The organism is Acetomicrobium sp. S15 = DSM 107314 (assembly GCF_016125955.1).
GTDB classification, from domain to species: domain Bacteria; phylum Synergistota; class Synergistia; order Synergistales; family Thermosynergistaceae; genus Thermosynergistes; species Thermosynergistes pyruvativorans.
On record NZ_JADEVE010000191.1, the window covers coordinates 1 to 21,523 of the forward strand.

A 21,523-nucleotide genomic window follows, 5' to 3' on the forward strand; every position below is an offset into this window, starting at 1 on the left:
CCTGAAAGTCAGTTTATGCCCGGGGTTGTATATACTTGCCTTAGATGTGTGCTTACCTTACCAGATATATCCTACATTGCCTTAAAAACATATACAAGGGCATATGCCGCAAAGCTTTTAGAGCTTCCTTTGGAGCTTAAAGTAAATGTCGGACAAGGGCCATCTTTAGAGGCTCTATTTCAAAAGATTGCCAAAGTGGCGCAAGAGGTGGATAATTAAAAAACCGACCGGGTTCGTGAACGCCTAAAGGGCGGAAACCCGGTAGGCATGTTTAGATTTTAGGTGTTTCTTGTATTTTTTTGCGTTTTAATCATGGGAAGGAGAGTGAGAGGTTCATGAAGTTGAGCAAAGGGGTTTTAAAAAGGCGTTTTTTGCTTGTAGCCGCTGTGGTGGCCATTTTGTCGCTGGCCATTGGAAACCTTGCGGTAGCAGCTGGGCCATCGAGGCTTGACGAAATTCTGGAACGAGGCGTGGTCAAGGTTGGGACGACCGGAGACTACAAGCCTTTCACTTATCTTAACAAAGAGACCAAAGAGTATGAAGGAATCGACATCGATATGGCCAGGTCGCTGGCAAAGGCCCTCGGCGTAAAGCTGGAATTCGTCCCCACAACCTGGAAAAACATAGTGACGGATCTCGTGGAGGATAAATACGATGTGGCAGTTGGTGGTATCTCTAAAAAGCTCGACCGCCAGATGAAAGTCTTTTTCACCATACCTTATATGGAGACAGGGAAGGCCCCTATCACTCGCAAGGAAAACGTGAATAAATTTCAGACCCTGGAGCAGATCGACCAGGAGAATGTAACGGTCATCGTCAATCCTGGTGGGACGAACGAGCAATTTGTCCGTGAGAACCTTAAGAAGGCAAAGATCCTTGTTTATGATGACAATGTAACCATCTTCGACCAAATCGTTGCGGGCAAGGCGGACCTTATGATTACCGATGCCGTGGAGACGTTAGTGCAGGAGCGGATACATCCTGAGCTCGCCGCCGTCAACCCCGACAAACCTTTCACCTTTACGGAATTCGGTTACATGCTCCCCCGAGGAGACATAATCTTCAAGGAGTGGGTAGATCTGTGGCTCCATACCGCTCTTAAAACAGGGCAATTCAAAGAGATCTTTGATAGCCACATTAAATGAACTTTTAAAGGGTTTTTTGGACTTGGCTCACGCGCCGAACTGAAAGGCGTTTCTTATGCGGTGGGATTCGAGGTAAAGGAAGAGGGACTCTCCGTCGGATGAGAAAGCGAAGGGTCCCTCTTTTAAGATTTCGATGAGCCTTACATCTTCTTCGGAAAGCAGCGGGTTATAAAAGCGCTGAGTTTTAAGTCCTACAGCTTCGATCCTCATTTGGTTTCTGCCTATAGATGTGGCTGAAATTACCCTTACCCTTTCGGGCCAAAAGGGCCCTTTAAGGATATTGCTGGGCTGAACCTGTGCCATCTTGTCACCTCCAGCGTTTTCGGGCTAACTTTGAGACGAGCTAAAGAGTTGTTATGTATATTATGCCGCTTAATGAGACCTCCGTTAATAACTCTTCGACGGTTTTGCCCAAGATCGGATGCCTCCAATTGGGGGCAATTTGGGATAGCGGCAAGAGTACAAATGCCCTCTCGTGCATCCTCGGGTGCGGTATTTCCAATTCTCCATCGCGTATCGCAAGATCGTCGATGTAGAGTATGTCGAGGTCGATCTCCCGCGGCCCCCAAGGCCCTCTATCCTGTCGCCCTATGGCCACTTCCATCTCCTTCAGTTGCGCCAACAAGAGCTGTGGGTCCATGGATGTCTTGACCAATACGCAGGCGTTTAGAAATCTCGGTTGTTCGGTCAGGCCGACAGGGGGGGTCTCGAAGACGTCGCTTTTTCTGAGGATCTCCACGCCCTTTCTCTTCAGGAGGGACAAGGCGCGTCTGAGCGCGCCGAGCCTGTCTCCCACGTTGCTTCCGAGTCCTATGGCTGCAACCCTCATAACGGCGCCCCCTTTATCGCTTCTATTACTTTTAGGATTTCCGCGTTTGCTTTCACGTCGTGGACCCTCAAGATATCTACGCCCTTCCAGGCGCACAAGCTGCTTACAGCGATCGTGCCAAATAAGCGTTCCTCGGGGTCCGGCCGGTTCAGGATTTGGCCTATGAAGCTCTTCCTCGAATGTCCAATAAGTATGGGCAATCCGAAGGTGCGGAAGGCCTCTATATGCTTCAGTATAACTTCGTTGTCGACGAGGCGCTTGCCGAAACCTATCCCTGGGTCCAAGATGATTTGTGACCTCTTTATCCCACAACGCTCGGCCAGTGCGAGTCGCTCTTCGAAGTAGGCGGCGACTTCGGTCGTTACGTTTTCATAATAGGGATCTCGCTGCATGTCCTGTGGCGTTCCCTTTATGTGCATGAGTATGAGTGGAACGCCCAGTTTCGCTATAGTCGATGGCATATCGGGATCGAAACCCAGCCCCGATATGTCGTTTATCATATCTGCGCCGGCTTCTACGGCGGCTTCGGCCACTTGCGCTTTGTACGTGTCTGCAGATATCACCACGTCGGGCAGGGCATCCCTGATTGCCCTTATGGCTGGGATGAGCCGCCCCATTTCTTCGTCTAAAGACAGAAAGGAAGAGCCTGGGCGCGTCGATTCTGCCCCCACGTCTACGATCGCCGCTCCTTCTTCTACCATGGCGACGGCTCTATTCGCGCACTTGCTTAAATCGATGCGGCTTGCGGCGTAGAAGGAGTCGCTGGTGACATTTATGATGCCCATTATGAGCGTCCTGTTTCCGAGCTCGAGTCTTCTGCCCCTCGGAAGCTCGAGCTCCCATCTTTTGCGTGAAAGCCCCTCTATAGCTGCGGATAGCCCTTTGCGCACCTCTTCGAGCCCCCAATACGGCATGGCGGAAAGCTTCTGCACGAGGCCTTTTAGCTGTTTGGGCGTGCCGAGGAGGATCACGTCCGAAGCCTCCACCTTGCATTCGATGCAGCGCTTATGCACCGCGGCGTCTCCTCCCAGCGACAGCATTTCCTGCTTCAAGGCGTTCGCGGCTCTGGACTCGACAGCCGGCAAAAATAGCGCCAACGTCTTTCCCTTATTCGCGAAAAAAGGGAAAGACCGTGGGTCTGCACCGAGCTTTTCGACGGCCCTGGCCAGTTCTTCGGAGTCTGTAAAGTCGAAATAGCAGATGGCCATAGTTTCGGCGCCCCCGTTAAACCCACTCCTGGATGAAGCTTTCCAGGTGATTGGTCTCGTTGAGCTGAGTGAGGCAGTAGCCGCGCGCTTCTTCGTATACGAGCGTACTGTAGGAGGCCGTATCCACGTGGACTCTCCAGAAATAGGGCGGCGATATCTTCAGGCATGCCGCGATCATCGGCTTTATGACCGCTCTATGGCTCACGACGACGAAGGACTCTCCCCTATGTCTTCGGATCAGCGCCTCGAGCCCTTCGAAAGCCCTCCTTTGCACGTCGCCGAGGCTCTCGGCCCCGGGGAGGCGGAGGTCTTCGGGGCTCAAGAGCCACGTCTGCCACTCCTTTGGAAATTCCTTTTCCACCTCGACTTTCGGGCGCCCCTCCCAGGGGCCCAGGTTTATGTTGTTGAAGCTTTCGTCGGGATAAAAAGGGGCGTTGCAGCGTTCGGCGACGATGCGGGCCGTCTCCGTGGCTCTGCTCAAGGGGCCGGAGTATACGGTGGAGATGCCCCAGCGCTTCGATATCGCCGTAGCGAGCGCCTGTGCCTGCTTTACGCCGTTTTCGTTCAGCGGAAAATCCTTTCTGCCGCGAAAGAGCCCCTCCCTATTGCCCGGACACTCGCCGTGCCGCACGATTATGGCCGTAGTCATAGCCTCCATTTGCTCCGTTTCTCCTTTCGAGGATGTGTCTGTGGTGTCTTTTCTTATACCATTCCTTTATATCATTTTACCGCGGAAGGGATAAACGGGAAGCCGTGCCGCACTTTTCGGGCCCGAGAGTGCCAGAGAAATTTGACCAGTCTTGACAATCGGCATCTATATTGGTAACCTATTTTTGGCTTAAGGGTGTCTTAGCACTTCTCTTATGAGAGTGCTAATAGAGCCTTTGGAGGTGCGGATATGGTCACCGAGAGGCAACTTGAGATCATCCTTGCGGTTGTTTACGAATACATAACGACGGGCGAACCGGTCGGCTCGAGGGCGATTTCTAAGCGTTACCTTACGGGCGAGAGCCCGGCCACCATACGCAACGAGATGGCCGACTTGGAGGAGATGGGGTATTTATGGCAGCCTCATACCTCTGCCGGTCGCGTTCCGACATCCAAGGCCTATCGGCTTTACGTGGATGCCATACTGCAGAGAAAACCTGCGCCGCCGCAGGGTTTGGAACGATGGCTAAGAGAGATCAAGAAGCGCCGCAGGAATACGGAGGAGCTCCTCTCTTATGTCTCGACGCTGATGAGCAGGACAACGCGGTGCTTCTCGGTAGCGGCCATCGGCGCCTCGGGGAACATGCAGCCGAGGCGGGTGGATTTCGTCCGACTCGACAGCGGACACGTGATGGTTTTGGTCGTCCTCGAGGGCGGCTTGGTGCACCATCGCGTCATTGCCGTGCCTGGCGATATTTCGCAGGATAAGCTCGACGCCGCCGCGAGGAAGGTCAACGAGTTGATAGCAACTCGGCCGTGGAGCGAGGTGCGCGCCGCTTTGTATCGACAGATCAGGGGAGAATTAGAGGACTATCTCAACGCCTGCCTCGCCGCCATCGACGAGCTGGACGCCATGGCTCTGCGCCAAAACTATCACTTCTTTGCGCGCGGGGCGAGCGAGATACTGAAACTCCCCGATTTCCAGGATGTGAGCCGCATCAGCGCCATCCTCGCCCTTTTAGAGGAGGAGGAGTCATTGCTGCGCCTTTTGGAGAGCTACTCCTTGAAGGAAGGGCTCCACGTCATCATAGGAGAGGAAAATGCCATCGAGGAAATGCGCGATTACTCTTTACTCTTCAATGTGGTGGACGCTGCGGGATGCAGGATGATTTTGGGCCTCATAGGGCCGCTGAGGATGGACTATGAAGGCTCCATCGCTACGTTGGAGGCGATATCCAAGGATCTCAGGGAGGATCACATGTAAATGCGGAGGGGATAGACGTGTTGGAGGATAGAGTCGATAAACCCTTGGAAGAGCAGACTCAGCCTTCTTCGGCACCGGAAGGGTCATCCAGGCCGAAGAAGGGCAGGGCGCCTACCAAGGAGGAGTTAAAGAAAGAACTCGAAGAGACTATGCAGGAGCGAGACAAGTTGAAAGAAGAAGTTGAAGAGGCGCGTTCATCTTATGCGGCTTTGCTCGACGAAGCGAGTCGCATAAAGGCGGATTTCTACAACTACCGCCAGCGAGCCGAAAGGGAGATCAAGAGGGAGCGCCAGCGAGGCGCTGAGGATATACTGATACAATTGTTGCCGGTTCTCGATAACCTGGAGCGCGCCCTGATGCACCTGGGCGAATTGGATGACTCGCCCATGGCAAAGGGTATCTCCATGATCTATAAACAACTCCTCCAGAGCTTAAACGAAGCGGGCCTGCAGCCGATACCGACGGTCGGGCAGCGTTTTGATCCAGCCCTCCATGAAGCTGTAGGCGTCGTCGTGACCGATGATGCAGAGCGCGACGGCGAGATCCTGGAGGAGATAGAAAGAGGTTTTACCTTTGGCGGCAAAGTCTTGAGGACCGCTAAGGTCAAGGTAGCGAGATATTTCGCCAAACCGTAGGAGGGTGATCTATATGAGCAAGATAATAGGCATAGACTTGGGAACTACAAACAGCGTCGTAGCTGTTAAAGAAGGAGACAACATCACTGTCATACCGAACGCCGAGGGCAGCCGTCTCACCCCTTCTGTCGTGGCCTTTACGAAGGAGGGGGAAAGGCTGGTCGGACAGCTCGCCAAGCGCCAGGCCATCATCAACCCTGAGCGAACGATTATGTCCATCAAGCGCAAGATGGGCAGCGACTATAAAGTGGTGATAGATGGCAAGGCTTATACTCCTCAGGAGATCTCGGCTATGATACTCCAGAAATTGAAGCACGATGCCGAGGAATACCTGGGCGAACCCGTGACGAAGGCGGTAATCACCACGCCTGCCTATTTCACCGACGCTCAGCGCCAGGCCACGAAGGACGCGGGTGAGATAGCTGGGTTAGAGGTGGTGCGCATCATCAACGAGCCGACGGCGGCGTGTTTGGCCTATGGCGTCAACAAGGAAGGAGAGCACAAGATCCTCGTCTTCGACCTCGGCGGAGGCACCTTCGACGTTTCTATCCTGGACGTGGGCGAAGGGGTCTTCGAGGTCCTGGCGACCTCCGGAGATAACCATTTAGGAGGCGACGACTGGGATCAGCGCATTGTAGATTGGATGATAGCCGAGTTCAAAAAGCGCGAGGGCGTGGACCTGAGCCAGGACAGAATGGCACTCCAGCGCCTGCGCGAGGCTGCAGAGAAGGCTAAGATTGAACTTTCGTCCATGCCTGAGACCACGATATCGCTGCCCTTCATCACGGCTACCAACACAGGGCCTAAGCACCTCGAATTGACCTTGACACGGGCGAAGTTCGAGGAAATGACGGCCGATTTGCTCGAGCGAGTAGTGGGGCCGGTGCAGAGGGCTTTATCCGACGCAGGCCTTACGCCTAACGAGGTAGATAAAATCCTCTTGGTTGGCGGAGCTACGCGCATGCCGATGGTCCAGCGCAAGATCAGAGAGCTCTTAGGCAAAGAGCCGACGAAGGGCGTCAACCCGGATGAGTGCGTAGCCGTCGGCGCAGCCATACAGGCGGCCATCCTGGCCGGCGAACATAAGGACATCGTGCTCGTCGACGTGACACCGCTTTCACTCGGCGTCGAAACCTTGGGCGGCGTGTTCACCAAGATCATAGAGCGTAACACGGCTATCCCTGTCTCTAAGTCGCAAGTATTTACCACTGCAGCCGACAACCAGACGCAGGTCGAAATTCACGTCCTTCAGGGAGAGCGTCCTATGGCCGCAGATAACGTTACGCTCGGGCGCTTTGTTTTAGACGGCATACCGCCCGCACCGAGGGGAGTGCCTCAGATCGAAGTCACCTTCAATATCGACGTGAACGGCATATTGAACGTGACGGCCAAGGACAAGGCCACGGGCAGGAGCCAGCACGTGACGATTCATTCGTCCCGCCTATCCGAGGCCGAAATAGAGCGGATGCGGAAAGAGGCAGAAGCTAACGAAGAGGCCGACAGGCGCAGGAAGGAGCTGGCCGATGCGCGCAACGAGGCCGACTCGTTGATATATAATACCGAAAAGCTCCTTAAAGATCTCGGCGACAAAGTCACGGCGAGCGAAAAGGTTCAGGTGGAGCAAGAGATCGAATCGCTTCGCAATGTCGCCAAGGGAGAGGATGTCCAGGCTATAAAGTCCTCCTGCGAGAAGCTCACGTCCAGATTGCATGAGCTCTCGTCAAGGCTGTACGCGCAGGCTCAGGCGCAGCAGGCAGGAGGTGGCGCTGCCGACTCGGCCCAGGCGCCGGGAGGCGCTCCTAACGAGGGCCCGACGGTGGACGCCGAGTTCAGGGATCAAGGCAAAGTTTAGAAGTTGAGGTGATCTTCCGTGCCCGGACCTGGAGCGAAGGATTATTACGAAATATTGGGCGTGCCTAAGAATGCCTCTCAGGACGAGATAAAGAGGGCTTACAGGAAGCTGGTGCGCAAATATCATCCCGACGCCAACCCAGGGAACCGGGAGGCGGAGGAACGTTTCAAGCTCATAAACGAAGCCTATGAAGTCTTGAGCGACCCGCAGAAGCGTGCCCAGTATGACCAGTTCGGCACGGTGGGCGAGACGCCTCCTCAGTGGGGCGGCGGGCCTTACGCCGACTTCGGCGGTTTCGACTTCGGTGACATCTTCGGGGATTTCTTCGATAGTTTTTTTGGCGATTCCCGGAGGTCGACGAGGAGGGGGCGTCCGGTCCCGCAGCGCGGAGACGACATCGAGATGCCGATGTCCGTTACGCTTGAGGAGGCGGCCCGCGGAGCGGTAAAAGAGGTTTATATACCGAGGTGGGAGACGTGCAAGCGCTGCGGCGGCACCGGCGCGGAACCTGGTTCGGAGCCCAGGGTTTGCCCCACGTGCAAGGGTCATGGCCAGGTGGAAAGCCACAGGCGAACCGCCTTCGGCGATTTCGTCTCCGTCACGACCTGTCCCACGTGCAGGGGGCGCGGCCAGGCTATATCTCATCCGTGCAAGTCCTGCGGGGGGCAGGGGCGCTCTCGAGCACGTCATCGCGTGGAGGTGAAAATCCCGCCAGGCGTTAACACGGGCACGAGGTTGCGCATCCAGGGCGAGGGCGAAGCCGGAACGAACGGCGGGCCGCCCGGTGACCTTTACCTCGTCATCCACGTCTTGGAGCACCCTCGCCTGGTGAGGAAAGGAGACGACCTCTATACGGACATCTACGTCCCGTTTCCCATAGCAGCCCTGGGCGGCAGCGTCGAGGTCTCGACCCTCGACGGCGAGGAGACGCTCGAGATAGCGCCTGGGACCCAATCGGGCACTTCAATACGCCTAAAGGGCAAGGGAATGCCTCGCCTTGGTAGCCTCGGGCGTGGAGACCTTATAGTCCGCGTCATGGTCGATGTCCCACGGGATCTCTCCGAGCGGCAGAGGGCGCTTATAGAGGCCCTAGCCCAAGAGATGCACGTTCCGGTCAAGGCGACGGGCCTTTTGGATAAATTGAAAGGTTGGTTCGCTTCGTGAGGGGGCTTTGCCCCCTTTCCTTTTATGGAGGGGTGGAAGCATGGACAGCGGAGAGGCTTTTTGGTGGTACATCACAATAAAGGCCCCCGAATCGCAGGAAGATCTCTTATACTCGATAGCCGACGCCACCGGGAGCATAGGCGCCGAACTCCGCGAACTGCCCGAAGGCCTGATCTTGAAGGCCTATTACAGGGCGAGCAAAGATTTGGAAAGCTGGGTTTCCCGCGTCAATGAAGCCATATCGAAAGAGCCGAGTATGGCCATAGTCGATATGGGAAAGGTGGAAAACCGCCAGTGGCATGTGGCGTGGCGCGATGCCTTTCCTCCCCTTCTCGTGGGAGAGCGCTTTGTGGTTATGGCTCCATGGCATAAGGGAAACGAGCCGGCGGGCCACATTCCTATATATATCTACCCTGGCAGCGCCTTCGGCACTGGTTATCACGAGAGCACCCAGATAGCCCTCTCCCTGTTGAGTCGCCATTGCCGCCCCGGTATGACAGCGATAGATGTGGGCAGCGGCTCCGGGATACTCTCTATAGCGTGCTGGCGCTTGGGAGCGCGCAAGGTCTATGCGAGGGACGTAGATCCTGCCACGCTGGAGGAAGCGCGAAGGAATTTTGAACTGAACGGCGTGGAGGAAGGGGCAATCGAGTTATCCTCAGGCGACGGATTGATAGGCTTGCCTGTTGCCGCGGATTTGATAGTCGCTAATATATTGTTGGAAGAGCTTTTAAGGCTCATCCCCGATATCAGAGCGCACCTTAAAGATGGAGGGGTGGCCATATTCTCAGGCCTTATACTTAAAGAGAAAGAAAGCTTTCTCGATGCGCTGCAGAGAGCTGGCTTTTGCTCTTTAGACGAGTTGGAGAAGGAGGAGTGGTGGGGTGTCGCGGCCGCGCGTTCGGCTTGAGCGCTGTGAAAAGGTCTCCGAAAGGGTATGGCGCCTCGGCGAGGAAGAGTCCAAGCATATCGATGTGCGCCGCTGTCGCGACGGAGAGCTCGTCGATGGGTTGTTGCCAGGGCGATGCCTGGTGATGAGGCTCATACGCAACGGCAGGGAGCTTTTCCTGGAGGAGCTGTACGCCCTTTCCAGCGCCCCGCCGGCTGGGAAGGTAGTCCTACTTTTGGGGATGCTGAAAAGCGAGGCCCTCGAAAGCGCCATTCGCCAGGTCACGGAGATAGGCGTTACTGAAATAATCCTCGTAAATTGTCGCCGCAGCGTCATCGCGCTTAACGGGTTGAGGCTCGAACAAAAGCTCGCGAGATGGCGCCGCATAGCCGATGAGGCCACGAAGCAGTGCGGAGCCCCTGACCCTCCTGTTATTCATCCTCCCATAGCCGTCGAGGAGCTGTCTTCGATTGCGCTACCCCAGTGGCGTTTTGTGGCAGCGCTTTCCGGCGCCAAGCCGCTCGGTTCCGTAGAGTTTGGCGGCGAAGCGGCGCTCGCAATCGGACCGGAGGGGGATTGGACACCGGAGGAGCTAAAGTTTATGTTCAATTTGGGTTTCGAGCCGGTATCCTTGGGGCCGCGCATACTCCGCGCCCCCACAGCGGCAGCCGTGGGGTGCGGTTATCTGCTGCTTTCCATGGAGAACAAGGTCAATGCGTCCTCTTGAAGGCAAGCGCGTCTTCGTCCATGCCCTCGGCTGCAGGACCAACATCTATGAGGCTTCGGCGCTCTCTTCCATGCTGAGCGAGGAGGGCGCCCAGATCGTGGATCGCTTGCCCTTCGACATAGCCGTAGTGCTGACCTGCACCGTTACGTCCACGGCGGACAAGAAATGCCGTCAGCTCATCCGACGGCTCAGGCACGAATCGCCGAATGCCGCGATCGTGGCCTGCGGCTGTTTCGTGCAACGGACCTCTCGGGAGGATCTGTCTGACCTCGGCGTCGACCTCGCCGTAGGCAGCCGCCTCAAAGGCAAATTGCCCGAACTGTTGTCGGCTTTGCTCGATGGGAAGGCAGAGCGGGGGGAGATCTTGACTGCAGACCTCTGGTCCGAGAACAGATGGGACGATCTGCGCCTGAGCTGCACGGGGTCGCGCGCTCGGGCCTTCTTGAAGGTTCAGGACGGCTGCGATCGCTTCTGCGCCTATTGCGTAATACCCTTCGTGAGGGGCAGGCCTATCAGCCGAAGTCTCAAAGACGTGGAAAAAGAGGCAAAGCAACTCGTCGAAAACGGCTGCCGAGAGATAATCCTCACTGGGGTAAACTTGGGGTTATACGGGGGCGATATATCCTCTTCTTTAGGTGAGTTGGTGAAGCGCTTGGGCCGCATCGAGGGTTTAAGCCGGCTGCGTTTCGGTTCGATCGAGTCTTTCGCCGTGGACGAGGAATTGCTCAGGGCGTTGGCCGAAACGCCGAAGTTTTGCCCCCATCTCCACATACCCCTCCAAAGCGGCGACGACGGCGTGTTGGCCAAGATGGAGCGCGGGTATACGAGCGCCGATTTCGCTAAGATGACAGAGCGGGTTCGCGCAATTTTGGGAGAAGACGTGCACCTTAGCACGGACCTGCTCGTCGGCTTTCCGGGTGAGGACGAAGCCGCTTTCGACAGGAGCTTAAAGTTTATATCCTCTATCGGCTTTGGGAGGCTTCACGTGTTCCCTTATTCCCCCAGGCCAGGGACTAAGGCCTTTAGTATCGCGGGAAGGGTCGGGCGGAAGGTCGCACACGAGCGCGTCAGGGAGGCGATCGCGCTCGGTAAAACACTACTCGATCGTTACGCCAGTCGCTGGCTGGGCAGGGAGGTGGAGGTGCTCGTGGAAGGGCACACCGGGGAGGTCTCTTTCGGTTATACGCGCCATTACCTGCGCGCCGAGGCAAGAGGGGGCAGCGCGATCCATCCGGAGTTCCGCGTAAAAGTGTTGAAGGTGCAAGATGGAGGGTTGAGTGGTATCGTTGTGGGCGATTTCGCCGACGAGGAGGAGCACTCATATGGATCTGCAGCAACTTGCCAGGCTGGTCAGCGATAAAACCGGAATACCTTGGGGTCCTCGCAACGTAGAGAGGGCGCTTGCCGCCGTTTTCGTGAGCGATAACCTCTGGGAGATCGTCCATAAAAGCGATGAGCCGCTACCCGCGGTGTCGGCTCTCGTCGGGCTTTTGCTGGAAGAGGGGATGCTTCGTGCCTCCTCTGGGGGCATTTCTCTGACGGAAAAGGGAAAGGCTTTCTGCGAAGGCTTGGGGGTTTTCCCTTTTGAGGATCATACCTGCCCAAGCTGCAGGGGGAGAGGCCTGGGCCTGGATAAATTCAAAAGAGCCTTGGAATGCTTTTATGAGATCCAGCGCGATAGGCCGGAGGCGGCTATCCGATATGACCAGGGGTATGTGACGCCAGAGACGACGTTTGCCAGGATCGCCCTGGCGGACGAGAGGGGCGATCTGCGCGACAAAATCGTGATCGTCTTCGGCGATGACGATTTGGTGGCACTGGCACTGGCAATGACGGGACTCCCGAGGCGAGTGGTCGTTATAGAGATAGATGAGCGCATAGTCGAATTTGAGAGAAAGGCAGCCGAAAAGCTCGGGTTGAATTTTGAGGTGATCATGCGCGACGCGAGGCTTCCCCTGCCGCAGGAGCTCTTGAAGCGCTTCGACACGTTTTTCACCGATCCCCCGGAGACCGTGGAGGCGATGCGCGTCTTCGTGGGGCGCGGCATATCTGCCCTGAAAGGCGTGGGCGGAGCCGGCTATTTCGGCCTCACGAGAGTGGAGAGTTCGTTAGTCAAGTGGCGGTCGGTAGAGCGTCTGCTCTTGGATATGGGGGTTACGATCACCGATATAATTCATCATTTTAATGAATATGTCAACTGGGGCTATCTTGAACAGATGAAGGCGTGGGAATTGGCGCCTGTGAAGCAATTTCCGTCGAAGAATTGGTATTATTCTTCTATGTTCAGGATAGAAGTGGTGGAATCCGTCGAGGTTCCCAATGCCGACGTGACCGGCAGGGATATATATACAGACAGCGAAAGCTCCACTGTATGAGCGATGGAAGCGGCGAAGTCTCCTCCGGCAGGAATTGACCTCGGCGCCCGTTACGCCAAAATCGCAGTGAACGGCGAATCTTCCGTCCGCGTGGCAAGAAACAGATGGGGAGGCCGCTTCACGCCTGCCGTCGTCGCCAGGGCGGGCAAAGGGTGGCTTGTGGGCGCAGAGGCGGAGCAGATGTTCGTTCGCTTTCCCGAGAGCGCGTGGTGGGGCATGATGCGCCGCGGTGGCGCCTCGGGGGACATCTTCATAGGTGGACGAAGATGGAAAGCCGAAGAAGCCCTCGCGCCGCTCTTTCTGTCGCTCAGGGAGGACGCGGAGGTCGAGCTCGGTAAGATCGTCTCGTCTTGTGCTATCGCTCTGCCCGTCGGATTCCCTACGCAAAGGCGGGATGTCGTAGATAGGGCAGCCAAGGTTGCCGGCTTTGACGAAGTGACGTTCGTCGATAAGCCTGTTGCAGTTGCGCTTTCATCCGGCGTCGACGGAAAGTTTTTCGTCCTTCACGTCGGTGCTATTTCGACCGGCGCCTCGGTCGTCGTTGTCGAAAAGGGTAGGGGCCATCTCCTCGAAAGCAGGTCTATCGGTATAGGAGGTGCCGATTTCGACAGGTCCTTGGCGCACCATCTGCAGGAAAAAGTTTGCGACCTCCGCTTGGACGAGAGAGACCCTCGATGGAAGGCCCTCCTCTTTCATGCCGAAGAGCTCAAAGAGGCCCTTTCGTTCGTGGAGAGGGCTTCGTGGTTTCCCGTTGCAGCGGGATTTACGAATGCGCGTGAACATGTCGTAAGCCGCGGCGAAATTGCCTCCCTTTATTTTCCTTTAGTAGATTCCATATTGAACTTGTGCGAGCCGCTCTGGCGGCATTGTGGCAGGCCGAGGGTTATACTTGCAGGTGGCGGCAGCAGACTCCCGTTGCTCAAGGCGCAGATAGCCGCGCGCCTGTCTAAACCCGTTCCGCTTCGCTTTCCGCCTGAGGAGGCGGAGGCCGTGGGCGCGCTCCTGTCGGCGCAAGACAATCCCGTACCTTGCCTCCTCGCTTCTGATTTGGGAATAGTCACGGCCGGCGGCGACGCGGCGCTCATATTAAAGGGCGGAACGAAGCTCCCGGCCAAGTCTACCAGGCGTTTCGCAGTCATAGGCGGTGGTAGGATGAACGTGCGCGTAGTCAAAGGAGGAGCTGACTTGGCGCGGGGAGATATCGTAGGCGATTTGGCGATCGAGGCAGCTGACGGCGAAGAGGTCACAGTGACCATTTCTGCTGATGTCGGAGGCACTTTGAACGCAAGCATATCCAGCACGAGAGGGCTTCTTGCGCACGAGGTGTTTCACCTCGGGCCTCAGGCCTCGGACTTTTACGGCCGCCGTGAGAAGACAAAAGTTATCAGGGCGCGAATGGCTCGCCTCGCTGCCCGCCTCAGCCAGTATCAAAAGCGCCGCCTGGAAAAGCTTTTGGATCACCTGAAGGATTTGGAAGACAGCGACGATAGGCTTTGGGAGAGAGGGGTGTCGCTTTTGGAAAGTTTAGCCTCTCGCCTCGAAAGGGAGAAAGCCGATGGCAGCCCAGAGAGAGATGTGGTATAGCGCCCTTGAACTTCCCTACGACGCCTCCTGGGACGAGGTGAGATCGGCCTTCAGGAGGCTCGCCAGGCGTTATCATCCAGACGTGGCTGGGTCGGAGTGGGCTTCTCATTTTCAGACCATAACCGACGCCTATGCGTCCTTGAGGGCGGAACTTTTCGGCTCACCGTCCGCGAAAGCCGAGAGGAGCGCCTCTGCGGCGAGGGAGAGCCGAATTGACGAAATTCTCGCCGGCGCAGAGCGAGAGATGGAAGACATCATGCGCGAAGCCGATAGAATTAGGCGCGAGAAAGAAAAATCGCTCCTCTTGCGCCTGCACAGCCGCCGCCTTGACGTCCGCCTGCTCGCTATGGACGCGCTCTTTCGCCTCCGCTCAACCGCTTACGCGAAGCGGTAGCTCATACTTCCCTTTAGCGATTTGCTTTCTTGGTTTAATGCCTCAAGTAAAAATGTAGTAAGAGTGGATGCAAGCCTTGTATATGGTTCTAAGGGCTCGTAGACTATTATAAGAAAGATTAAGTGATCTTAAGGGAAGAGATAGCGGTATAGAACCTGGATATCCATAGTGCCAAGAAGTTTGTGTATAGCTCATCGCGCGCAACTCTTGAGAGGTGGCCTCGGCTTGGTCATATTTGCCCCTCCTGATATGTAGCAGCGCTTCCTTAACCAAAGAAAACCCTGGGATCACCATCCTGCTATATTGTGGTATATGGCTTCAGAGTCTGCTGCAAAATCCATCTTCCCTTACTTTATGGTATTATAATACTCAAGAAGTTAACAGCTGCACAGGAGGTCATGCCCTTGTTAGGACGTAGATCGAATCAAGCGACATTCTTCAGTGAGGCCGTAAAGGAACGGCTCCCCAAAAATCACTTTTTAAAAGTTAACGACCTCATAGATTGGTCTCCTATAGAAAAGAGATTAGAACGTCTATATGACCCTTCAAACGGACGTCTTAGGCTATCCACCTCTTGTTATGTTTAAAGCCCTCCTCTTGCAGCAGTGGTTTAACCTCTCCGACAGAGGCTTAGCAGAGGCCATAGCAGACAGGCTCTAAGGTGGTTTCATATCTGGTCGTGGGTCTTTTTTTAAGTGGTTTACCATATCTTTTTTGCTTGTTGTAAACATGGCGTTGTATGCTGTAAAATGCTTATAGAGCAAGAGATTGGGGAGGATCAATGGTGCAGCCGGAGTGCCCTTTTTGTAGCATAGCAAGAGGTGAACAGAAAGCCGACGTCGTCCTTGAGACGGAGGATGTCGTGGTGATCCGCGATATCGCCCCTCAGGCTCCGGTTCACCTGCTGGCTATCCCAAAGGTCCACATACCCTCCGCTGCTTTCGCGAAAGACGGCAGTTTGTGGGCTTCCCTCATGACCACGGCCGTGGAGGTCGCTGCCGCTCAGGGGCTTTCTTCCTACAGGCTGGTCGTGAACTGCGGCGAGCAGGCGGGCATGAGCATCCCCCATCTCCACGTGCACATCCTCGGAGGTCGCCGTTTCCGTTGGCCTCCAGGGTGAGACGCGAGCGAGAAGGGGGTGATAGCATGACCACCATACATCGCCGGGAAGACGAATCCATAGATGATGCGCTCAGGCGGTTTAAACGCGAGCTCAAAAAACAGGGCACGTTGAGAGAGGCGCGCCGTCACGAACATTATGAGAAGCCGAGCGAAGCCAAGAAGCGCAAGAGGATGGCATCCAAGCGACGCAAGAAAAGCTGACGCTTTTACCGCAGAGGAAGTCGCCTCGCGGCGATTGAGGCGTCATCCAGAAATATGAGCGCTCCCCGCTTAGGGGTGCATAACATCAGGGACAGATAAGGCGTATGGGCCTTGTCTGTCCCTGAACTTTAGGGATTGGACGCTTTAGTTTTACGCGACGGAGCGCCCCGCCGCTCACGTCTCCCAGGTTATGTATACAAGAAAATAGTCCTTTAGGCCCTATTAAACACCAGATATGGTAGTATAATTCCAGTTAGACCCTATATATAGAGGTGATCGCGTGCGCTGCCCTTATTGTAGCGCCATGGATACCAAGGTAATAGAGACGCGCACCGCAGAGGAAGGGCGCGCTATCCGCAGACGGAGGGAGTGCCCCGATTGCGGACAACGTTTCACCACCTATGAACGGCTCGAGGAGAGCAAACTGCTTTTGGTGATCAAGAAGGGCGGCCACAGAGAGGCCTTCGACAGGGAAAAGCTCTTGCGGGGATTGGTGAAGGCCTGCGAGAAGCTCCCTGTGCCGCTTGAGCGGCTCGAAGACGCGGCATCGCAGATAGAGAAGAGATTGCGCGACATGGGCCAGGGCGAGGTCTCCAGCTCCCTCATAGGGGAGTTGGCGATGGAGGCCCTCAAGGAGATTCATCAGGTGGCCTATGTGCGCTTTGCCTCGGTATATCGCGAGTTCTGCGACATCGACCAATTTTATCAAGAAATCCATCGTCTCGTCGAAGAGAGGGGGAAGGCAGAATAATGAACGATTTGGAATTTCTCGTGAAGGAGATTGGAAGACAGAAGCACATCATCGAGACGGGCGTCGAATCTACAGATTTGGCCTTGATGGTAGATGCCCCGTCGCGGGAGGAGTCTCATCCTTGGGATATGACGCGCATAGTCAGCGCCCTCGTAACGGAGGCCGGCGTTGACCCCAATACAGCCATGAGCATCGCGGCGGAAGTGGAAGAAGAGATACTGCGCCCCTGGCGGACGCGCGTTACCACTTCCCTCATCAGGGAAATGGTCAACGTGAAGCTCTTTCAGAGGGGGCTCGACGCTCGGATAGCCGATCACTCCCGTATAGGGATCCCTTTGTATGACCTCGAGCTCGTCATGCGCGCTCCCAATAAGGAAAACAGCAATACGTCGCACAATCCGGAGTCGATAAATCTCACCATAGCCGAGACCGTGCTGAAGGAATACGCCCTCACCAAGGTGTTCTCGCCCGATGTGGCGAGGGCTCACTTGAACGGCGACTTTCACCTTCACGACCTCGGCATGATAAATAGGCCTTATTGCTCAGGGCAGAGCCCGGCCTACGTAGCCAAGTTCGGCCTTTCGCTCCCTTCCATAACGAGCGTCTCTTCGCCCGCCAAACACGCCGATGTCTTGTTGGCGCATCTTCTAAAGATGACATCTGTCCTACAGAACAACTTCGCCGGCGCCATAGGTTGGGATGCTGTAAACCTTTTCTTCGCTCCATATTTGACGGGCTTGAGCGACAAAGAGATCCATCAGCTCGCCCAGATGCTCATATTCGAGTTCAACCAGCTTGCAGGTGGGCGCGGCGGTCAAGTGGCCTTCACGGACATAAACCTCTATTACGAAGTCCCCAAGCACTTCCGCGACGTACCGGCTATAGGTCCAGGCGGGAAGTTCACAGGCCGCACCTACGGGGAGTATGCCGAGGAATCGAAGCGTTTCTTGCGCGCCCTCTTCGAAGTCTACTTGGAGGGAGATAGCCGAGGGCAGCCCTTTTTCTTCCCCAAGCCCCTGCTCCACATAACGGACGCCTTCTTCGAGGAGCCCGGTTGGGAAGACATGCTCGCCCTCGCTTCTCTTGTCGCCGCGGAGAAGGGCAACACCTATTTCGTCTTCGACCGGGGCGGCGTGGCCAAACTGTCGGAGTGCTGCAGGCTTTCTTTTGAGTTGACGCCGGAAGACCTCCTCGAGGCCAAAACCCCATGGAAGATGCGATATTCTGCGCTGCAGAACGTCACGATAAACCTGCCGAGGCTCGCCTACCGCAGCTTCAAAAACTTGGACGTCTTTTTCGATGGCTTGGATGGCCTGCTCGAACTTGCCGCGAAGGCCCACGTCCAAAAGCGGGACTTCTTAATAGAACTCCTCTCTGCCGGCAAAAACGGGCCGCTTGCGGTGCTGGCGATGGATACGGATGGCTCGCCGTATCTGCGCATGGAGAAGGCCAGCCACCTAATGGGCATTTTGGGTCTGAACGAAGCGGTGCAGGCGCTCACCGGAAAACAGCTGCACGAGGACGAGAAGGCAAGGGAGCTCGCGCGCTCGATAGTGAAGTTCATGGACCTCAAATGCCAAGAGCTTTCGGAAAGGTGCGGCTTTAAGGTTGTATTGGAGCAGACGCCAGCTGAGAGCACGTCCTACAGGTTCGCCAAGCTCGACCTCAAAAGCTTCCCCGAGGCTGCTTCCATCGTGAGGGGCAATCGTTCTACGGGTGAGGTTTACTACACCAACAGCACGCACATCCCTTACGATGTGCCGATGGACCCCATAGACAAGGTGATAGAGGAAGGGTGCTTCCACCCGATGATCAAGGCCGGCGCTATCACCCATATTTGGATGGGGGAACATCGCCCCGACGAGCGGGCCTTGGCCTCATTCGTCAAGAAGGTCTTTTCGCATTCGGATAACGCCCAGGTTGCGTTCAGTCCGGAGTTCACAATCTGCAACGCCTGTGGACGAGTGACGCGTGGACTGCTCAAGGCCTGCAATTCCTGCGGCTCTTTCGACGTAGACGGCATAACCAGGATCACCGGTTATTATACGCGCATATCCTCATGGAATGCCGGCAAGCGCGGCGAGCTCAAAGATAGATTCAGGGTGGCTGTCCATTGAAATTGCCACCCATCGGCAGCTACGTCTCCACGTCGTTCATAGATTGGCCCGGGCACGTCGTGGCGGTGATATTTACCAAGGGGTGCAACTGGCGTTGTCCTTTCTGCCATAACGGACCCCTGGCCTTGGGTATCGCAGAGGAACTCGACGGCGAGGCAGTCTTGGATGATGTAGCGAGGCGCGCTTCCTTTCTGGACGGTGTGGCGGTGAGCGGAGGCGAGCCTACGATTCACGACTCCCTCCCCTCCCTCCTTCGCTGCATCAAGAGAGCTGGCTTGGCCGTGAAGCTCGACACGAACGGCAGCGACCCGTCGGCGATCGGGGAATTGCTGGACGAGGGATTGATAGACGCCGTGGCTATGGATATCAAGGGCCCTTGGGACAAATACGAGCGCTTTACCGGCGTAACGGTAGATCTGAAGCTCGTGAAGCGCTCCGTGGAGCTATTGAAGAGCTCTTCTATCGATGTGGAGTTTCGCACCACTTATGTGCCTCACCTCATGGATGAAGAAGACCTCCGCACGGTGCGTCGCCAGGTTGAGCCTGGTCGTTGGGTCATCCAGCTCGCCGACATGCGCCTCGCCTTGGATCCCGCGCTCGCCGGCACCGCTTCGCCGGAGAGGGAACGCGTAGCAAAAGCCTTTCCCGATGTTCCGATAAGGGGTTAACTTCGACCGAGGTCTGCAAAAGATATTTAAGACGTTAAATATAGTATAATCTCTTTGTCTTAGCTCGCGTGCCTTCATTGAGGCAGGTTGTGACTACGGGAAGTTTGTCGTTTGATGGAGGTGCCCCTGTTGGCCAGTCTGAATCTCCCAAATATGCTGAGCTTGTCGCGCATTTTCCTTGCGCCGTTGATCATGGTCATCCTCACGCTCAGGATAAATTCCCCCGTGCGCGGGCTTGCGCCGTTGGGCTTAGACGTAGGGTATGGCGATCTGGTGGCAGGGCTCGTCTTCATAGGCGCCGCCCTTACCGATACGGCCGATGGGTATATAGCGCGCAAGCACGGCCTGGTCACCAACATGGGCAAGTTCATCGATCCCCTGGCTGACAAAATACTCGTGACGGCGGCGCTGATCTCGCTCGTCGAGCTCCAACGCCTTCCGGCTTGGATCGTGGCGGTCATAGTGTCGCGGGAGTTCATGGTGACAGGCTTGCGCATGGTGGCCGCAGCCGAGGGTGTGGTAATAGCTGCCTCCTGGGGGGGCAAGGCCAAGACCATAAGCCAGATTATAGCCATAAGCCTTGTGATACTGAACCTTCCAGGGGGAGTGCCCGCCATGTGGATCGCCATGGTTTTAACTGTATGGTCGGGCGTCGATTATATCTATAAGGGCAGGGATTTTCTCTTCAGCTAAATAGGTGTGCTTTTGTGATTCGGGGAGGAATCGACTTTGGAGGAGCTATATCGTCAAATCGATGCTATGAAAGGAGAGATGGCAGAGGCGCTCTGCAGGTTGGTCGAAATACCCGCCGTTTCTCCTGCAAGCGGGGGAGAGGGAGAGCGCGCAAAGGCTCAGGTGATAGCCGAAATCGTCAGCGATATGGGCCTGCCTTCTCCGGAGCGATACGATGCGCCTTCGCCTGAGGGGGTTCGTCCGAATTTGGTCGTCGCGCTCGAAGGAGCGAAGCGCGAGAGGCTTTGGATCGTGACGCACATGGATGTTGTGCCGGAGGGCGATCGCTCCCTATGGGACACGGATCCGTTCAAGGGCCTGATCAAAGACGGAAAGGTCTTCGGCAGGGGGGCCAATGACAACGGGCAGGAGCTCGTGGCGAGCCTTTATGCGCTTTATGTCCTAAAGCGGTCCGGCGTGACGCCGGCCAGGGATATATGCTTGGCCTTCGTTGCGGACGAGGAGATGGGTAGCGCATACGGCATTCAGCATCTGATTTCCCTTGGGCTTTTTAAGCCGGACGATCTCGTGGTCGTGCCCGACGTGGGGAACGAAAGAGGGGACTTCATCGAAGTCGCAGAGAAAGCGATATTGTGGCTCGAATTCTGCGTCTTGGGGAAACAGGCCCACGCCAGCCGCCCGGAGGACGGGTTAAACGCCTGCCGCGTGGCAAACCAGCTCTCTGTCGCGCTCGACGAGGCGTATCACCGCGCCTTTCCGGAGGAGGATCGACTGTTTTCGTCCCCCGTCTCCACCTTCGAGCCCACGAGGAGGAGGGCCAACGTGTCGAACGTAAACACCATCCCCGGGAAGGAGGTCTTTGCTTTCGACTGCAGGATACTGCCCAGCGCAGGGAATGAAGCGGCCTTGAAGGTCGTCGATCAGGTGTGCCGGGATATCTCGGATCGTAGCGGAGCGAAAATATCGTATGAAGTCCTCCAGCGCACCGACGCGGCCCCTGTGACCCCTGTGGATGCGCCGGTGGTGAGGCTGCTCGAGGCTGCCGTAGAGGACGTCTTGCATATAAAGCCGGTCATAGGCGGTGTGGGAGGTGGGACGTGCGCGGCGTTCTTCCGCCGTGTGGGAATTCCAGCCGCCGTGTGGGCTCAAGAGGCGAACGTGGCCCACGAACCCAACGAGTACGCCGTCATAGAACATATGGTCAACGAAGCTAAAGTCTTTGCCCGCATGATGGCATCGTCTCTCCCTTGATACGAT

24 protein-coding genes are annotated in these 21,523 nt (G+C 56.1%); 20 read left to right on the forward strand and 4 right to left on the reverse strand.

All coding sequences use genetic code 11. From position 1 onward, the window contains the following. Positions 1 to 219, forward strand: a 219-nt coding sequence (locus EZM41_RS13595) for a hypothetical protein (protein ID WP_232619110.1), incomplete at its 5' end; no start/stop codon positions are given. A 116-nt stretch (positions 220 to 335) separates the two neighbouring features. Beyond that, complete coding sequence (locus EZM41_RS05510; RefSeq protein ID WP_198470136.1) at positions 336 to 1,145, forward strand: transporter substrate-binding domain-containing protein; 810 nt, start codon at positions 336 to 338, stop codon at positions 1,143 to 1,145. 27 nt (positions 1,146 to 1,172) lie between these two features. Here the strand turns inward: EZM41_RS05510 and EZM41_RS05515 are convergent, their stop codons facing one another. The 4 genes from EZM41_RS05515 to EZM41_RS05530 are packed head-to-tail and all read right to left on the reverse strand — an operon-like array spanning position 1,173 to position 3,840. After that, positions 1,173 to 1,448, reverse strand: coding sequence for a hypothetical protein (locus EZM41_RS05515; RefSeq protein ID WP_198470137.1), 276 nt, complete (start codon positions 1,446 to 1,448; stop codon positions 1,173 to 1,175). 40 nt (positions 1,449 to 1,488) lie between these two features. Further along, positions 1,489 to 1,974 carry a 2-amino-4-hydroxy-6-hydroxymethyldihydropteridine diphosphokinase gene (gene folK / locus EZM41_RS05520; RefSeq protein ID WP_198470138.1) on the reverse strand — a complete coding sequence of 162 codons (486 nt, stop codon included), beginning with the start codon at positions 1,972 to 1,974 and terminating at the stop codon, positions 1,489 to 1,491. After that, complete coding sequence (gene folP / locus EZM41_RS05525; RefSeq protein ID WP_198470139.1) at positions 1,971 to 3,182, reverse strand: dihydropteroate synthase; 1,212 nt, start codon at positions 3,180 to 3,182, stop codon at positions 1,971 to 1,973. The genes folK and folP overlap by 4 nt, the downstream gene beginning before the upstream one ends. Positions 3,183 to 3,198: 16 nt before the next feature. After that, positions 3,199 to 3,840, reverse strand: a complete 642-nt coding sequence (locus tag EZM41_RS05530; RefSeq protein WP_198470140.1) for a histidine phosphatase family protein — start codon at positions 3,838 to 3,840, stop codon at positions 3,199 to 3,201. Between the two features lie 240 nt (positions 3,841 to 4,080). Here EZM41_RS05530 and hrcA point away from each other — a divergent pair, with 240 nt between their 5' ends. The 18 genes from hrcA to EZM41_RS05620 all read left to right on the forward strand — a co-directional run bounded on the left by hrcA (position 4,081) and on the right by EZM41_RS05620 (position 21,517). Continuing rightward, a complete protein-coding gene (gene hrcA / locus EZM41_RS05535) occupies positions 4,081 to 5,094 on the forward strand; it encodes a heat-inducible transcriptional repressor HrcA (protein WP_198470141.1) in 1,014 nt (337 codons plus the stop codon). A gap of 17 nt (positions 5,095 to 5,111) precedes the next feature. After that, positions 5,112 to 5,729, forward strand: coding sequence for a nucleotide exchange factor GrpE (locus tag EZM41_RS05540; protein ID WP_198470142.1), 618 nt, complete (start codon positions 5,112 to 5,114; stop codon positions 5,727 to 5,729). Between the two features lie 13 nt (positions 5,730 to 5,742). Further along, on the forward strand, positions 5,743 to 7,581 hold the full coding sequence (gene dnaK, locus EZM41_RS05545) for a molecular chaperone DnaK (protein WP_198470143.1): 1,839 nt from the start codon (positions 5,743 to 5,745) through the stop codon (positions 7,579 to 7,581). A gap of 18 nt (positions 7,582 to 7,599) precedes the next feature. Continuing rightward, complete coding sequence (dnaJ, locus tag EZM41_RS05550; protein WP_198470144.1) at positions 7,600 to 8,745, forward strand: molecular chaperone DnaJ; 1,146 nt, start codon at positions 7,600 to 7,602, stop codon at positions 8,743 to 8,745. A 40-nt stretch (positions 8,746 to 8,785) separates the two neighbouring features. After that, positions 8,786 to 9,655: a 50S ribosomal protein L11 methyltransferase gene (locus EZM41_RS05555; protein ID WP_198470145.1), complete on the forward strand. Its 870-nt coding sequence runs from the start codon at positions 8,786 to 8,788 to the stop codon at positions 9,653 to 9,655. Next, the gene (locus tag EZM41_RS05560) at positions 9,630 to 10,361 is read left to right on the forward strand and encodes an RsmE family RNA methyltransferase (RefSeq protein ID WP_198470146.1); all 732 of its coding nucleotides are present in this window, start codon (positions 9,630 to 9,632) and stop codon (positions 10,359 to 10,361) included. The genes EZM41_RS05555 and EZM41_RS05560 overlap by 26 nt, the downstream gene beginning before the upstream one ends. Then, on the forward strand, positions 10,348 to 11,721 hold the full coding sequence (gene mtaB / locus EZM41_RS05565; protein ID WP_198470147.1) for a tRNA (N(6)-L-threonylcarbamoyladenosine(37)-C(2))-methylthiotransferase MtaB: 1,374 nt from the start codon (positions 10,348 to 10,350) through the stop codon (positions 11,719 to 11,721). The genes EZM41_RS05560 and mtaB overlap by 14 nt, the downstream gene beginning before the upstream one ends. Continuing rightward, positions 11,684 to 12,736: a bis-aminopropyl spermidine synthase family protein gene (locus EZM41_RS05570; protein WP_198470148.1), complete on the forward strand. Its 1,053-nt coding sequence runs from the start codon at positions 11,684 to 11,686 to the stop codon at positions 12,734 to 12,736. Before mtaB ends, EZM41_RS05570 begins: the two co-directional genes overlap by 38 nt. A gap of 3 nt (positions 12,737 to 12,739) precedes the next feature. Beyond that, complete coding sequence (locus EZM41_RS05575; protein ID WP_198470149.1) at positions 12,740 to 14,320, forward strand: Hsp70 family protein; 1,581 nt, start codon at positions 12,740 to 12,742, stop codon at positions 14,318 to 14,320. Further along, complete coding sequence (locus tag EZM41_RS05580) at positions 14,292 to 14,714, forward strand: J domain-containing protein (RefSeq protein ID WP_232619111.1); 423 nt, start codon at positions 14,292 to 14,294, stop codon at positions 14,712 to 14,714. The genes EZM41_RS05575 and EZM41_RS05580 overlap by 29 nt, the downstream gene beginning before the upstream one ends. A gap of 537 nt (positions 14,715 to 15,251) precedes the next feature. Beyond that, positions 15,252 to 15,374, forward strand: coding sequence for a transposase (locus EZM41_RS14630; protein WP_198470150.1), 123 nt, complete (start codon positions 15,252 to 15,254; stop codon positions 15,372 to 15,374). A gap of 121 nt (positions 15,375 to 15,495) precedes the next feature. Continuing rightward, a complete protein-coding gene (locus EZM41_RS05590; protein WP_198470151.1) occupies positions 15,496 to 15,834 on the forward strand; it encodes an HIT domain-containing protein in 339 nt (112 codons plus the stop codon). Positions 15,835 to 15,860: 26 nt separating this feature from the next. Next, on the forward strand, positions 15,861 to 16,037 hold the full coding sequence (gene rpsU, locus EZM41_RS05595) for a 30S ribosomal protein S21 (RefSeq protein ID WP_198470152.1): 177 nt from the start codon (positions 15,861 to 15,863) through the stop codon (positions 16,035 to 16,037). 280 nt (positions 16,038 to 16,317) lie between these two features. Next, a complete protein-coding gene (gene nrdR, locus EZM41_RS05600) occupies positions 16,318 to 16,788 on the forward strand; it encodes a transcriptional regulator NrdR (protein ID WP_198470153.1) in 471 nt (156 codons plus the stop codon). Beyond that, positions 16,788 to 18,905, forward strand: a complete 2,118-nt coding sequence (nrdD, locus tag EZM41_RS05605) for an anaerobic ribonucleoside-triphosphate reductase (RefSeq protein ID WP_198470154.1) — start codon at positions 16,788 to 16,790, stop codon at positions 18,903 to 18,905. Before nrdR ends, nrdD begins: the two co-directional genes overlap by 1 nt. Continuing rightward, on the forward strand, positions 18,902 to 19,573 hold the full coding sequence (locus EZM41_RS05610) for an anaerobic ribonucleoside-triphosphate reductase activating protein (RefSeq protein ID WP_198470155.1): 672 nt from the start codon (positions 18,902 to 18,904) through the stop codon (positions 19,571 to 19,573). Before nrdD ends, EZM41_RS05610 begins: the two co-directional genes overlap by 4 nt. 129 nt (positions 19,574 to 19,702) lie before the next feature. Then, the gene (gene pgsA / locus EZM41_RS05615) at positions 19,703 to 20,266 is read left to right on the forward strand and encodes a CDP-diacylglycerol--glycerol-3-phosphate 3-phosphatidyltransferase (protein ID WP_198470156.1); all 564 of its coding nucleotides are present in this window, start codon (positions 19,703 to 19,705) and stop codon (positions 20,264 to 20,266) included. Positions 20,267 to 20,302: 36 nt separating this feature from the next. Continuing rightward, positions 20,303 to 21,517 (forward strand): M20 family metallo-hydrolase, encoded by a 1,215-nt coding sequence (locus tag EZM41_RS05620; RefSeq protein ID WP_198470157.1) that lies wholly within the window; start codon positions 20,303 to 20,305, stop codon positions 21,515 to 21,517. Positions 21,518 to 21,523 lie beyond the last annotated feature (6 nt).